This window comes from Nocardia sp. NPDC006982, from assembly GCF_042869435.1.
Taxonomy (GTDB): domain Bacteria; phylum Actinomycetota; class Actinomycetes; order Mycobacteriales; family Mycobacteriaceae; genus Nocardia.
The window spans coordinates 121,700-135,708 of the sequence record NZ_JBIAFV010000019.1 but is presented as its reverse complement, the minus strand read 5'-3'; the positions used below and the strand labels follow the sequence as shown (position 1 = coordinate 135,708).

Annotated in this window: 11 protein-coding genes; all 11 read right to left on the bottom strand. The window is 64.9% G+C overall.

Going from position 1 to position 14,009, the window contains the following annotated elements:
- Nucleotides 1–14: 14 nt before the first annotated feature.
- A complete protein-coding gene (locus ACFYOW_RS42365) occupies nt 15–998 on the bottom strand; it encodes an NADPH:quinone oxidoreductase family protein (RefSeq protein WP_387296524.1) in 984 nt (327 codons plus the stop codon).
- 35 nt (nt 999–1,033) lie between these two features.
- The gene (locus tag ACFYOW_RS42360; RefSeq protein WP_387296522.1) at nt 1,034–2,179 is read right to left on the bottom strand and encodes an acyl-CoA dehydrogenase family protein; all 1,146 of its coding nucleotides are present in this window, start codon (nt 2,177–2,179) and stop codon (nt 1,034–1,036) included.
- Nucleotides 2,180–2,267: 88 nt separating this feature from the next.
- Nucleotides 2,268–3,785, bottom strand: a complete 1,518-nt coding sequence (locus ACFYOW_RS42355; RefSeq protein ID WP_387296520.1) for a class I adenylate-forming enzyme family protein — start codon at nt 3,783–3,785, stop codon at nt 2,268–2,270.
- 21 nt (nt 3,786–3,806) lie between these two features.
- The gene (locus tag ACFYOW_RS42350) at nt 3,807–4,853 is read right to left on the bottom strand and encodes a phosphotransferase family protein (protein ID WP_387296518.1); all 1,047 of its coding nucleotides are present in this window, start codon (nt 4,851–4,853) and stop codon (nt 3,807–3,809) included.
- A complete protein-coding gene (locus ACFYOW_RS42345) occupies nt 4,843–6,045 on the bottom strand; it encodes an acyl-CoA dehydrogenase family protein (protein ID WP_387296516.1) in 1,203 nt (400 codons plus the stop codon). Before ACFYOW_RS42345 ends, ACFYOW_RS42350 begins: the two co-directional genes overlap by 11 nt.
- 63 nt (nt 6,046–6,108) lie before the next feature.
- Nucleotides 6,109–7,692 (bottom strand): AMP-binding protein, encoded by a 1,584-nt coding sequence (locus tag ACFYOW_RS42340; protein WP_387296514.1) that lies wholly within the window; start codon nt 7,690–7,692, stop codon nt 6,109–6,111.
- Nucleotides 7,693–7,760: 68 nt separating this feature from the next.
- Nucleotides 7,761–8,564 (bottom strand): enoyl-CoA hydratase/isomerase family protein, encoded by an 804-nt coding sequence (locus ACFYOW_RS42335; protein ID WP_387296512.1) that lies wholly within the window; start codon nt 8,562–8,564, stop codon nt 7,761–7,763.
- On the bottom strand, nt 8,564–9,844 hold the full coding sequence (locus ACFYOW_RS42330; RefSeq protein WP_387296510.1) for a phenylacetate--CoA ligase family protein: 1,281 nt from the start codon (nt 9,842–9,844) through the stop codon (nt 8,564–8,566). Before ACFYOW_RS42330 ends, ACFYOW_RS42335 begins: the two co-directional genes overlap by 1 nt.
- 55 nt (nt 9,845–9,899) lie before the next feature.
- Nucleotides 9,900–11,195: an acyl-CoA dehydrogenase family protein gene (locus ACFYOW_RS42325; protein ID WP_387296508.1), complete on the bottom strand. Its 1,296-nt coding sequence runs from the start codon at nt 11,193–11,195 to the stop codon at nt 9,900–9,902.
- Entirely contained in the window at nt 11,192–12,391 is a 1,200-nt protein-coding gene (locus ACFYOW_RS42320) for an acetyl-CoA acetyltransferase (protein WP_387296506.1), read from the bottom strand. Before ACFYOW_RS42320 ends, ACFYOW_RS42325 begins: the two co-directional genes overlap by 4 nt.
- The gene (locus tag ACFYOW_RS42315) at nt 12,388–13,848 is read right to left on the bottom strand and encodes a hypothetical protein (RefSeq protein ID WP_387296504.1); all 1,461 of its coding nucleotides are present in this window, start codon (nt 13,846–13,848) and stop codon (nt 12,388–12,390) included. Before ACFYOW_RS42315 ends, ACFYOW_RS42320 begins: the two co-directional genes overlap by 4 nt.
- Nucleotides 13,849–14,009: the final 161 nt, after the last annotated feature.

The window sequence follows — 14,009 nt, the reverse complement described above, 5'->3', positions numbered from 1 at the left end:
TCCGGCCGGCCCCGTCAGACAGCCGGATCGATAGCCACGACAACCTTTCCGGTCGATTCCTGGCCGGCAACCCGTTCCAGCGCTTCCACCACGCGTTCGAGGGGGTACACACGCGACACGTGTGGTTTCATCCCCTTACCGACCAGCTCTGCCAGCGCCACCCCCGCAGCTGCTACCGCCTCCGGATGCCGCGCAGGCAGCGTTCTCAATTCGAGCCCCCTGATCGTAATGTCCTTGAGCAGCACCAAATTCAGCGGAATCCGCGGTATCTCACCGGCGGCGAATCCGACAGTGACGAATACACCCCCCGGCGCCAGCGCTCGCAGCGCTTGTTCGGAATATCCGCCACCCACCGGATCGATCACCAGTGTCGCCCCACCACCGGTGATCTGTTTGATCCGATCCTTCAGATCCTCACTACCGTAGGCAATTCCCTCGGCCGCGCCCATCGACTTCGCCACCTGGAGACGCTGCGACGAAGAAGCGCAGGCAATCACTCGCGCGCCCAGCCGGGTGGCGATGTCCACTGTCGCGGTCCCGACACCACCTGCGGCGCCGAGAACGACCACCCAGTCTCCGCGCTGCACACGGCCGACGGTGACCAGAGCGTGGTATGCAGTGGTATACACCACGGGGAACGCGGCGGCCTCGACCATCGCCAACCCAGCGGGGACCGGCGTCAGCACGTCGGCAGGCACTGCGATGCGCTCGGCGAACGCGCCGCCCGATTTCGCCGATCCCATCACTCGGTCACCGACTCGGAGACCAGATACGCCCGAACCGATCGCACGAACGGTGCCCGCGAACTCCCCGCCAGGTATGTAGGGCAAGGGCATCGAGACTTGGTACTTGTCTGCGATGAACAGGACGTCCGGATAATTGACCGCGGCCGCGGCAACGTCGACCAGTACGTGACCCGGGCCGGCCACCGGCTCGGGAACGGTCTGAACCGAGACCACGTCGGGAGTGCCGTATTTTTCGCAACGTGCTGCCCGCACGGGCTTGCTCCTGTCGAGAAGTATTATTTGCTGGGCTATGAGGCAAGATCGAAGGCACTGATCAGCATCCGACGATGGTCCACCGGTGTCCCGAACAGCCGATCGAGCACTTTCGCGCGGCGCAAATAGAGGTGCGAGTCGTGTTCCCACGCCATTCCGGTGCCACCGTGTAGTTGCAACGCCCAGCCGGCGCACTGCAGATACGACTCGGAGCAGTAGGAGGCTGCAGCCGGTCCCGCGATGTGCACGTCTTCGGCCGGGTCGACCGCTCCGGCTAGCGCCGCGCCCTCCGTCGCGACCGCCGCGAACGCATTGCGCGACAACGAGGTCGACCCTTCCACCAGAGCAGCCATATCGACGCAGCGATGCTTGATCGCTTGGAACGATCCCAGCGAGCGACCGAACTGGTAGCGGTCGACCACATGCCGGACGGACCGATCGAGCAATCTGCGCGCTCCACCGACCTGCTCGGCGGTCACCGCCACCGCAGCCAGAAGCGCAGCCCGTCGCAGCGCCGATGCCTCGGGATCCGGTGCGACCACCATGCGCCCGGGAACCTCTCGCAGAACATGACTACTTTGTGCGCGAGTCAAGTCCAAGGTGGCGAGCGGCGTAGCACTGTGGCCAGGATGATCGGTCTCGATGGCCCACACGCCGAGCCCGCCGGCCGCACGAGCCACCACGAGCAGCCGAGTCGCGGCCCAGCCGTGTAATACCCCGGTAGCCTCACCGCACAGCCGCCAGCCCTCGCCGGTGAGGTCGGCGGTGACTCCGACCGACCAGTCATCGACGAGTGGGCCGTCGTGGAGTGAGGTCGTCGCGAACACCGCTCCCTCGGCAACCGAGGCCAAGAGATCGTCCACGTCCTGATCCGCGCAGCCGAGCACCAATGGCGCCAGCACAGAAGAAGCCAGGAACGGTCCGTTGTACAGCGCCGCACCCATCTCCTCGAGCACCACAGCTGCATCGGTCAATGTGCCGCCGACGCCTCCGGAGGACTCCGGCACCAACAGGCCCGCGAGCCCGAGGTCGACCGCGATACGGCGCCAGTTCACGGCCGTGTAGCCGGTCGCGTCGCCGTCGAGACAGCGCACTTCCTCGATCGGGGCAACCGTGTCGAGCAGGTCGCGCACAGTTTCACCGAGCAGCTGTTGCTCGTCTGTGAAGGCGAACTTCGGCATGGGACAACTCCTTCGAACCTCGCCGCGAAGACGATCGAAACGCCTATATGAGCAGGTCGCAGAACGCAGCCAGATTGAGTATACTCTTTTATGTGGGTTGATGGTCGTTTCGGCCCAGCAGGCGCAGAATCGCCTGTCGATCCGGTTTCATGGCGGGACCCAGCGGGATCCGGTCGACGACCGCGATCTGCACCGGCACCTTGTACGCTTCGAGCCGGTTGCGAACCCAATCCCGCAACTCGCTCTCGGTCGGCCGCGTCGCAGTAGCCGGACCGGACTCGACCACCGCGACCGGCACCTGGCCGAGACGAACGTCCGGAGCCGGCACGACCGCGGCGTCGGTTACCGCCGGGTGGTCGAGCAAGGTCTCCACAACCTCCGCGCGGTCGATCTTGAACCCGCCGCGGTTGATCGCACCGTCCACGCGGCCGAGAATCCAGAGGAAGCCGTCCTCGTCGGTGCGGGCGAGATCGCTCGTTCGAATCCACTCACCCACACGTCCCTTTGCCGCCTGGGCGGTGCGCACCTCGAGAACACCGGCCTCGCCCACCGGAAGAATCGAGTCGTCCTTCTCACTCACGACCCGGACTTCGACACCCGGATGGATCCGACCGACTGCCCCGGCCTTGGCATTGCGCAGAGTTCGATGATCACGCAGGGTCCAGCTGGCCAAACCTTGAAATTCCGTGGCGCCGTAGGCTTGAAGCACCGGAACTCCGTATCGGTCCTCGAACGCAAGTGCGGTACCCGTGCTCAACGGAGCCGAACCGGCGCGCACGGCCTTCAGCGAAGACAGCCACTCCTTGGGCACCTCGGCGTCGAGCACCATTTGAATCGCGGCCGGAGGAAGTCCGGTGGTCACCACACCGTGGTCTCGCACGGCACGTCCCCATGCCATGGGCTCGAACCGTGGTAACAGCGCGAGCCGCCGGCCGCCGCAGACCGCGGTCAGCACTGATTGCAGCGCACTGGTGTGCGCCAGTGCCAAAGTTTGGATCGTGACGCCTGGCCGCAGTGCCACCTCGTCCGAGGATGCGCCACCGCCGTGGTGCCGTGTGACCGCGTCGAGCGAGGCCGACAGATTCGAGTACCCGAGTTCGATGCGCTTGGGCGGCCCCGTCGTCCCACTGGTCTTGAGACTGATCGCGGTACCGGTCGGCAATACACAACAATTCGCGCCCGGCTCCGCGTCGCGGGACGTGTCGATATGCGCGCCCGGGCCTCGCACCGCAGTCAGAACCCGCACACCGGCGGCGGCGAGGTCCGGTCCTTCGGCGAGCCCGGCGATATGTGCGGAGACACCGATGACCGCGACCGGCCGCAACTCGGCGATCTCCTCCGCCAGGACCGTCGCCGGTTGCATGGGATCAAACGTCACGACGGCCCGCCCGGCCATGAACAGGGCCAAGAGCGCTTCAATGACCGCAGCATCGTTCGCTGCCAGCAATCCGATCGCCGCGTCGTCCGGCAGGTCCTTCAGGACCTTGTCGAGACTGTCTCCCATCGCGGTGATGTCAGCCCAGGTATCCCACTTCTCATCGGCGTGAATCGCCGTCGCCGCCGGATCGAGCCGGACGACTCGGCGCAACCGCTCACTGAAGTCCATCTGCTCTCCTCCGCTGCGCGCTCAACGCTTGCCGTGTGCCGCGTCGAGAGCTGTGCCGACCAGCTGCGGGACGAGCCACTCGAAGTCGCCGTGATGTGGGTTGCGAGATTTACCCGACGACCACCTGGCGTAATGCCCTTCGAGCACCACCGCCAATTTGAACAACGCCAAGGCTTGGTAGTAGTCGACGGCTGACACGTCACAGCCGGTGAGTTCGCCATAGCGGGCGACGATTTCGGCACGAGTGGGCATGCCGGGCAGTTGCGTCACCCAATGCCCACCGGGAGCCACTGCGGCGGGCTGCTCGTCGGCTTCCGCCCACAGTCCGATCCACCAGCCCAGGTCCATCATCGGATCTCCGATAGTCGCCTGCTCCCAGTCGACGACTGCGGCGACAGTGCGGTCTTCGGAGGCCATCACGTTCATGAAAGTGAAATCCCCGTGCATGAGACCGACGCGATTGCCAGACGGCCGGTTGTCTGCCAGCCATCCGGTCAGCTCCTCCAGACCTTCCAGGTGGCGAACCCGGTAGCTGTCCAACTGCCCGGTCCATCGATCCACCTGGCGTTCGAGGAAACCGTCCGGCTTACCGAAGTCGCTCAACCCGATGCCGTCCCACGGCACCGCCGAAATGTCGGCCAAGACCCCTACAGTGGCAAACGCCAGGTCACGAACCTCCGCCGGTGGCCGGGGAGTGTCCCATCGAAGGTTGAAACCCTGGACGTATTCCATCAGCAGGAACGGCGAACCCAGCGGCGAATTCTCATCACCCTGCAGAATCGGGCGCGCGTGCGGGATATCGGTCCGCTCCAGGGCACACAACAACCGCCATTCCCGGCTCATGTCATTGGCCCGGGACGAAATGCGTTGTTGCGGAGGCATTCTCAAAACCATCGGACCGGCGTCGGTCTCGATGCGGAACATCTTGTTCGATGCGCCTGTGGAGATGGGTCGTACCGACACAAGGTCGATCGGCCCGTTGGGGTGGTCGGCCAGCACGTCACGGAGCCCGGCCACCTCATCGCCGCCGAGCTGCGTGTCCTCTGACTTGGATTGTTCAGCGCTCACCGAAATCCCACCCTTCACCGTCGCGGTAGGCGCGCAGAATCGTGCGGGCGACTCGCTCGACGTGGGTCTCGTCCGGCCCGTCCACGATCCGTCCGAAACGGGCTTCACGGTACATCGCTTCGAGCGGCAGCAGATCCGACATGCCCTCCGCACCCCACACCTGCATGGCGCGATCCAAGACGTTGGAAACTGTTGCGGCACAACCGACCTTGACGGAGCTGAGCTCCACCCTCGCCTGCTGGCCCGCATCCACCTTCGCCGCGGCGTCCAAGACCTGGAGTCGCGAAGCGCTGATCTCCTGGTACGAATCGAAGACGAACTTCTGGATCAATTGGCGCTCGGCCAGCGGTTTGTCCTTCAGCGTGCGGTCGTTGGCTCGCTGGCAGAGGTAGTCGAAGGCACGTTGGGCAGCGCCGAGCCACCGCATGCAATGGAAAATGCGCCCCGGCCCGAGCCTGCGCTGCGCCAACGTGAATCCGGCTCCGCGCTCACCGATCAGATTTGTGGCAGGAACGCGAACTTCGTCGAATTCGATCTCGAAATGGCCGGACATGACGCCGCGCAGCCCCATCACGTGGATGTCCCGCACGATTCGGAAACCCGGGGTGTCGCGAGGCACGATGATCATGCTGAATGCCTCATGCGCCGGCGCATCCGGCTCCGTCCGGCACATCACGATCGTCGCTGCGGAGCGATCCGCGGCGCTGATGAACCATTTCCGTCCGGAGATCACCCATTCGCCGTTGTCGAGCCTGGCAGTGGTCGTGAACTGCGTCGGATCCGAGCTGCTGATCCCTGGCTCGGTCATCGCGAAGGCGAGCCGAAGCTCTCCCGCCACCGACGGCAACACCCACTGTTCGCGCTGTTCCTCGGTGCACACCGGGTCCAGCATCAGCACCGTCTGCAAGGTGGTCGTGCCGAAGACCTGGGTCGCGGGCTCCGAACGACCGATCACCTCGTTCACATAGGTGTACTCGCGCATCGACAGTCCGCCGCCGCCGAGATGGGCGGGATGTCCCAAAGCCCACAACCCGTCGGCCCTGGCCTTCTGCTCGAGTTCGAGCAAGACCTCTCGCGCCGCCTCGCCGCCCGAGGTGAGCAAGCCTTCGACCGGGTAGACGTGTTCCTCGAGGAAGTCGGCTACCTTGCGACGCACCGGAAGAATCGTCTCCGGTACTTCGAAACCAATCATGTTCACGCTCCTGTCATGGTCGGCTCGGACGAACTCCGGCCGATCCGAATACGTATTGCCTGCTCAGCCACGGGATTCCGACCGGCCCGCCGGCGCGAGCCGGCGCGCACTGCCGGAGATTTCGCCCGGATAGCCTCCTCCGCCGCCGAGAGCGTCGGCCGCCGCTCGATCGATCTGTCCAGGCCCTGTGCGCGGAATCGCGTCGACAAACTGGACGAAGCGAGGCTTCTTGTACGAGGCGAGATTCCGGCGGCAGAAGCCGATGACCTCATCGGCATCGACCGTCTCGCCCGGCTCGACCACCACCAGCGCCTTGACCGACTGGCCCCAATCCCGGTCCGGAACGCCGATGACACACACGTCCGCGATCGCCGGATGCGCCGCCAGGCAACGTTCCACCTCGGCGGGGTGGATGTTCTCGGATGCTGATTTGATCAGCCGTCCCTTCGGCGCGACGAACCGGATGGATCCATCGGACTCACGTAGTCCGAGATCTCCCGACATCAACCAGCCGTCGAACTCGCGGCGTTCGATCAGCTCGTCCCGACCCAGAAAACGCCGACTCACGGTCGGCCCGCGGAAGGCCAGCTCTCCGGTCTCGCCGATATCGGCCTCCGTGCCGTCCGGTCGCAACACGACGATCTGGACGGTGGGAAGCGGACGCCCGAACGGGGATATCGCCACCTCTCCCAATCCGCCGAAGGTTGCCAGTCCCATCACCTCGGTTTGGCCGTAGGAGCCGCTGCGGTGGGTCGTGGGGTTCAAGCTGGGGGTGATCGTCGACCACTCCCCCTGCGCTGATCGCGGCCAGAGGCAGGAGAGATCTACCGCTGTACGAGAGGCGATTTCGCGGATCTCGGCCACGGTCGGCGCCATCAGGAAGGCCCGGTTGCAGCGTTCCATGTCGATCACTCGACACAATTCGGCGGGGTCGACTCGCCGCACGAAAACGTTCTTTCCACCCAGGTGGAACGTCGCCAAGGTCGAGACGAGCGTCCCGAGGTGAAACAGCGGTCCGGAGTTCAAGAACACGGTGGAATCGGACAGTTCACTGATTCGGGCGATGGTGAGATTTTCGACCAAAATCGCCAGGTGATCGATCAGCGCGGCGGCCGGTCCATTGTCGTCACTGCCCGCGGTATAAATCGCGAGCACGTGCTCGGACATGTCGCGCACCGCGCCGTCGTCGACATCCGTACCGGACGCCAGCAGGGTCTCGTAGGAATCGGCGCCCTCTCGATCATGGCAGACCCACCTGATATCCGGTGCGGTCGCGGAGCGGACTTCACTTGCGAGAGCGCCGATTTCGGTCTCCTGCCACACCACTACCCGCGGCGCGCACTGCTCCACGACAGCGGTCAGCCTGGTGGCACTTTCCCGCCAGTTGACCGGAACCACGATCCAGCCGGCCTTCGCCGCCGCGACAAGAAGTTCGAGCAGGCGAAACGAATTCTGCCCGAACCACACGATCACATCACCCGGTGTCAGCCCTTGCTCGGTCAAGGCAGACACGAGTTGGTTCACGCGAATGTCGAATTCACGGTAGGTAAGGCGAACATCGACATCGACGACCGCGGGAAACCCAGGTCGGCTGCGGCGGTGTTCGCGTGAAACATCGCCCAATGTCAGTGAATTCGCAATCGGCATCTTCTTCTCACCTGTCGGCTGCTGTCGTATGGAACTCGGATAGCGCGCGGCGGCGCCACACGTCCGTGCTATTCCCAGTTGGGCTCGCGCTTCTCCATGAAGGCCCGCGGGCCTTCCTGCGCGTCGCCATGATGATCGGCATGTGCCCGCAAGAGCACGAACCCTCGTCGCATCGCTTCGCGGTAGGACAGGGACAGGGATTCGTAGACCGCCTGGCGACTGACCGCGATCGCGGCCGGGCTGCCGGTCGCCACCAGATGCGCCAACTCGATCGCGCGATCCTTGACCCCGCCGCCCTCCACGACCTCGGTGATCATGCCGAGTTCCAAAGCTTTACGCGCACTGATTCTTTCGTGCCGACCCAAGAGCACCATCCGCATGACCGCCGCCAGCGGCATGTGCCGCGCGAGCCCGATCGGCTCGAGCGCCGACACCTGACCGACGTTGACATGGGGGTCCACGAACGTCGCCGAGTCGGCCGCGATCGCAAAATCGCAATCGCTGACGAAATGCAGTCCAGCTCCGGCGCAGGTGCCGTTCACAGCCGCGATGCTGGGTTTGCGCATCCCGACCTGCAACGGGGTGAAGCGGTTCTCGGCGTCGTAATCGCTGGTGCGGTTGCGTGAGACGTCGGCGACGGTGGACACGTCGGCACCAGAGCAGAACGCCCGGTCGCCGGTTCCGGTCACGACCGCCACCCGTATCGCCGCATCGGCGTCGATCGCTTGCCAGATCCGATCCAGCTCCCGTTGCATCGTGGGCGACAATGCGTTCAACCGATCGGGCCGGTTGAGGCTGACCACGGCTACGGGCCCATCGACTTCCACGGTCACCGTGGACCATGGTCCGGTCAGTTCGTTATCGTCCGCCATCACGCATCGATCCTTCGAGGCTTGAAAGACGATCGCGGGAAGCTGCCCACCGGCTCGAGAGCAACGTCGGCACGAACACCGCAAGCGGACTCGAGGAGTTCGCGTATCGAGCTCTCGCCACTGTCGGCTTCCACCCGCACCTTCAGCACATCGCTCTCGCCAGGGACCATCCGGAACTCCGGCGAACCGAGCTCGTCCAGTGCCAGATGCACGTCGATCGGCAGGATCCGTTTCCCGGCGACAGTCGCCGCGTCGGCCCCGCGACCCCAGAACGTGTACCGAGGACCGGTCTCACCGCAGGGGCACGGCTCGTCACTGACGCTGACGAAATCCTCCAGGTCATAGCGCAGCGCGAAGGCGTCCATGCCGAAGGCCGAAACCACCAGGTGTCCCCGCTCGCCGGGCGCCACCTCACGCCCCGTCTCCGGGTCACACACCTGAATCAAGTGATGGTTCGGGGAGGCGTGCAAGCCCGTATGGAACCGGCAGTCGCTGCTGGTGAAGCCGGGCAGTTCGGAAGCACCGCTCAGGTTGTGCAGTCGGACGCCGTAGGCTTCCTCGATCCGCTGTCGCGGCCCTTCGAACTGGCACACGGCTTCACTCAGCAGTAGCGTGCATCCCTCGAACAAGTCCGAGAGGTCGACGCCTATCTCCCGCGCCACGCGGTCATAGGTCTGCAGTTGGGAACCCGTGAGCATATAGCCCGTCGGCCGCAGCCGTTGCCAGACCTTGATGTGGTCGGCAGCCACCTGGTCCGACACGGGCGGCCCAGTCGGAATCTCCATGATCGACAACTCGGCGTAATCACGACCGCCGAGTACAGCCGACGGGTACAGACCCATCGGCCAACTGTGTGCGAACCGCCCGTGCGGTCGCATGCCGACCCGCCACAGATACGGGACCCGGATAGCGAGCATCTCGGTCAGATCGTGCGCGGTGAAGAAGGTGACAAAAGGACTTCCCGTTGTGCCCGTGGACATTCCGACTCGTAGGGCGCGCTCGACAGTCACGCTGCGATGAGTGCCCCATGGAGCATTACCAGCTTCGTCTGCCCGCAGATGGTCCTTGGTGGTACGCGGGATATCCGCCAGGTCCGGGACATCGCCCTTGCTCAGGCCGGCTTCCTCGTACCGGGCGCGGTAGAACGCCAGCTGGTCGTCCCACACCCGATCCCATTCCTGGGCAATACCTTCGAGCGCGCGTTTGCGCAGCTGCTCCTCCGGCACAGTCTGCACCGCCGGGTCCCAGAGCTCGCGGTCCGGAGCGGAACTGGTTTCCATGTGTCTGCCTTTCAGCCTTTCGCTGTGAGTCGACGAGAGCATTCGGCGTCCGCCGCTATGGGCCGCGCTTGATCTCACGCCACGGGATCGACTTGTCGCTGAACGGATCCTTGGGCATGCCCAGGGTTCGCTCGGCCACATAGTTGCGATGCACTTCGGAGGTGCCTCCACCGATGGTGTCGCCCCTGCTTCTCAGGAAGCCGAAAACCAGCCGGCCGGCCTCCTCGTCGTCCTCGGCGTGAGCCAGGGCTCGTGCTCCGAACACGTCGACCGTGCCCATCTGGAGGCGCTGGTTGTGCTCGGAAGACATCACTTTCATGAGTGCGGGATCGATTGCGCGCCCGCCGGATTCGCGATTGCGCGCATTGGTCGTCCGCACGGCGAGATTCTCGACGTAGAGTCGTGCGACGATGTCGGCCTGCACCGGGTCGTCGATCACCCGTCGCCCCGCCGGTCCCGCGCAGGCGAGGCCCACCAGCCGGTCGATCGACGACCCGCTGGTGCGCTCACGCAGCCCGGAACCAGCGCCGGAAAGCATCGCCCGCTCATGCTTCAGAACGCGACGAGCAACCTCCCAGCCCTGCCCGATGTGGCCGATTCGATCGGCGTCCGAAACTATCGCCTGTTCGAAGAACACCTCACTGAATTCGGCATCACCGCTGATCTTGCGAAGCGGACGCACAGTGACGCCGGGTTGGCGCAGGTCCAGGGCAAAGGCGGTGATGCCCTGATGTTTGGGTACGGAGGGATCGGTTCGGGCCAGCAGAATGCCACGCGCGGCATCACTGGCGAAACTGCTCCACACCTTCTGCCCGTTGACGGTCCAGCGCTCGCCCGACTGCGTGGCACGAGTCGCCAGGCCCGCGAGATCGGACCCGGCGCCCGGCTCGCTGAACAACTGACACCAGGTCTCGGCATTCGTTGCGATCGCCGGAAGCAGCCTCTCGCACTGTTCGTCGGTACCGAATTCGAGTAGGGTCGGCGCCGCCAGGGCAATGCCGATGATGTTCAACGTGGTCAGCCGATACCGTCTCAATTCGGCCTGCACCACATGGACCAACTCCGGAGACAGGCCCAGTCCCCCGAACCGCTCCGGCCACGCGGCAACGACGAGGCCCGATCGCCCCAACACCGGATACCAAGCTCGGTAATCCTGCGGGCTTCGGACCCGATGCAGACGATCGAGGTCGTTGGCCAGAGCCGCCGAAAGCCACTGCTCGGGCACACAGTGTTCGGCCCAGTTGCGCACCGCGTCGCGCAGCGCACCCGCTTCGCCGGCCGCGGCGGCCGTACGAAGTTCCTTGTCCACCACCGTCGTATCCGGCAGGACGAGAGTTCCGTCGGCGGTCATTCCGATCGCTCCGATCCGACAACGGCAATGAAAGACACGCAATCGCCTGGCGGGCCACCGAGGTTATGAGTCAACGCCAGAGTGCGGGAGGTGCCGCGCCCGATGCCCGGCAATTGCCGCTCCCCCGCTGCATTTCGCAACTGCAGCCATGCCTCGTACACCATGCGGAGCCCGGACGCACCCACCGGATGGCCGAACGCTTTGAGGCCGCCGTCGGGATTGACCGGCAATTCACCATCGGCATCGAAACGACCGTCGAGGACATCACGCCAGCCTTTTCCGGGCGTAGAGAAGCCGAGATCCTCCATCAGAACCAGCTCGGTCGGCGTAAAACAGTCATGTACCTCGGCCAGTGCGAGTTGCTTCGCCGGATCGGTGATACCGGCCTCCTGGTAAGCCATTTCGGCCGATGCCCGAACTTCGGGGAAACTCGTCAGATCGACATCGGGCTGGGTGCTGCCGCCGCCGGGGCCGGCCGCCAGAGACAGCGCCTTGACATAGATCGGATCGCTGGAGATCTCTTCGGCATAGTCGGCTGAAACCACGATCGCTGCTGCCGCGCCGTCGGACATTCCCGAGCAGTCGAATATCCGCAATTTCCCCGCTACGACCGCGGAAGACGAGATAACCTCCGGCGCAACAGCCTTCTTGAACTGCGCACGTGGATTGGACGAACCGTTGCGATGGTTCTTCCACGCGATATGGGTCATGGTTTCGCGCATGGTTTCGTCGTCTATGCCGAACTTTTCCTGATACGCCGGAACCAGGGCGCTGAACAGCGCCGGTGCGGTGGTGTCCATCGCGGTGCCGTCGTCGAACACTCCGCTGGGAACCAGTCCGGAATACGGCGAATCCTTCAGCTTTTCGACACCGACCGCCATCGCAACCCGGCAGGCACCGCTGGCTACCGCGTAACATGCCGCACGCAGGGCTTCCGAGCCTGTGGCGCAATAGTTCTCGACGCGTGTAACCGGCTTGTACCGCAATTTGAGCGCCTTGGACAACAGCATCCCGCTGTTGCCGGCGCGCGTAGTCCCGACCCAGAATGCATCCACATCGTCGACCGACATGCCCGCGGATTCCAGTGCGCCTCGGGCCGCCTCGACGATCAGATCCTCGACGCTGCGGTTGTAGTGGTCACCGAATGCGGTGCAGCCCATTCCGACGATCGCGGTTTTGTCGCGTACGCCCGTCATCGGTTCTCTCCCTGAGCTCCGGCCGACACGGCATCGAGGCCGGTGGCGTTTCGAATCGTGCCCGTGGCCGCGCGAAGAGGAGCGGCCTTCCAGAAGTAGTTGTGCACGCCTTCTGTAGTCCGCAGCACCCGAAACGTCATCCGGACCGGCGTGCCCGGCGCCACCTCGCCGTCCGCGACATCGGCCAACTCGCAGCGCAATTCGCCGCCGGAGCGGAACCGCACGACAGCGGTCTTCAGCGGAGGTACCGGCGTCCATGCCAGCCAGTCGGTCGTGGCGCTCACGACGACAGCCGGCTCATCGGCGATCGGATAGGTAGCCATCGCACCGGTGGCACCACACGCCCGGCAGACGACCGTAGCCGGAAGGGCGGGCGTATCGCACTCACCGCACCGCCCCGCGTGCAGCGCGTACTTCCAACCGGTGGAACGGGATGTGGGGGCCGGCGCGGGAGCCGGGAGCGCGGGTCGCCTTCCGCGGTCCTGTTCGATGAGATTGCGCCAGCGCAGATACTCCGGATATCCGACTTCTTCGGTGTCCGAGACCAATTGGCGCAACGTGGGTGCACTGTCGGGCAACGACCCCTTACGTACGAGCAGCGCGTCCGCGCCGTCGGACACTGCCAGCAACAGGACCACGTCACCAGCCGCGACGTTTTCCAACGCATCGACCAGCAACAGCTGCGCGTGGGCAGCGCCGGCCGCACCCAAACCCGGCACCCCGGCGACAACGCCGACGCCGAGTGCCCGCGAAACCAGTGCGGCTACCCGCGAATGCTCGGCCGCCACTACCACCCGAGTGATGTCGGCGAATTCGAATCCAGCTCGATCGGCAACTTCTTCGGCCGCGCCGATCGCCGCCGACGCGAGCAACGCTTCGGTGGACCGCTCGTCGGCACACACGCCGAAACGCTCGAACGGTAATTGCCACCGGTCGAGCACCTCAACGGTGTGGCTGGCGGCGGCGAGAACCTCCGCCCTGGCACGATCGCTTTCCGCCGGACCGACGACCATCGCGACAGAGGCGTCGCCACCTGAAAGTTCGCGCGGTGATCCGACCGGCTCTACCCGCATATCGGACGCCACCAGCAGGGTCATGCGGTGGGAATCCAGGGCGGTGATCAGGGCCGATATTCCTGATCGGGTGGCGCCGGCGGCATCGATCGCACTACAGGTCCGCGGAAGGCCCAATGCCGCGTGCACGGTCCCCGCACAGCTTTTCACCAGATACGGAGGCATGGATGTGGAGAAGAAGAGGCGCGCTACGTCGATATCTGCGGAGCGTGCCAGTGCGGCCCTCGCCGCCTCGACACCCATCGTGATGGTGTCCTCGTCGTATGCGGACACCGAACGGATTGCCTTCGGGCCCGGACGACCGAGTACCGCCGCCACCGACCCGCCGTCGAGACGACGCGCCGGAACGTAACAACCCCATTCGAGAATTGCCTGACTGGTCACAAGGTTTCGCCTTCCCGCCGGGATCTTCGGCCGCTGTGCCGATACCCGCGCTTGGCTACAGTATTAAGTACACTCTTAAGTGGTGTCAACATCCACTCTTCTGCGAGCGAGTCAGCCCGTCTCGCTCGAGCCCGACCGTGATCCACCACCGGACGAAGCGA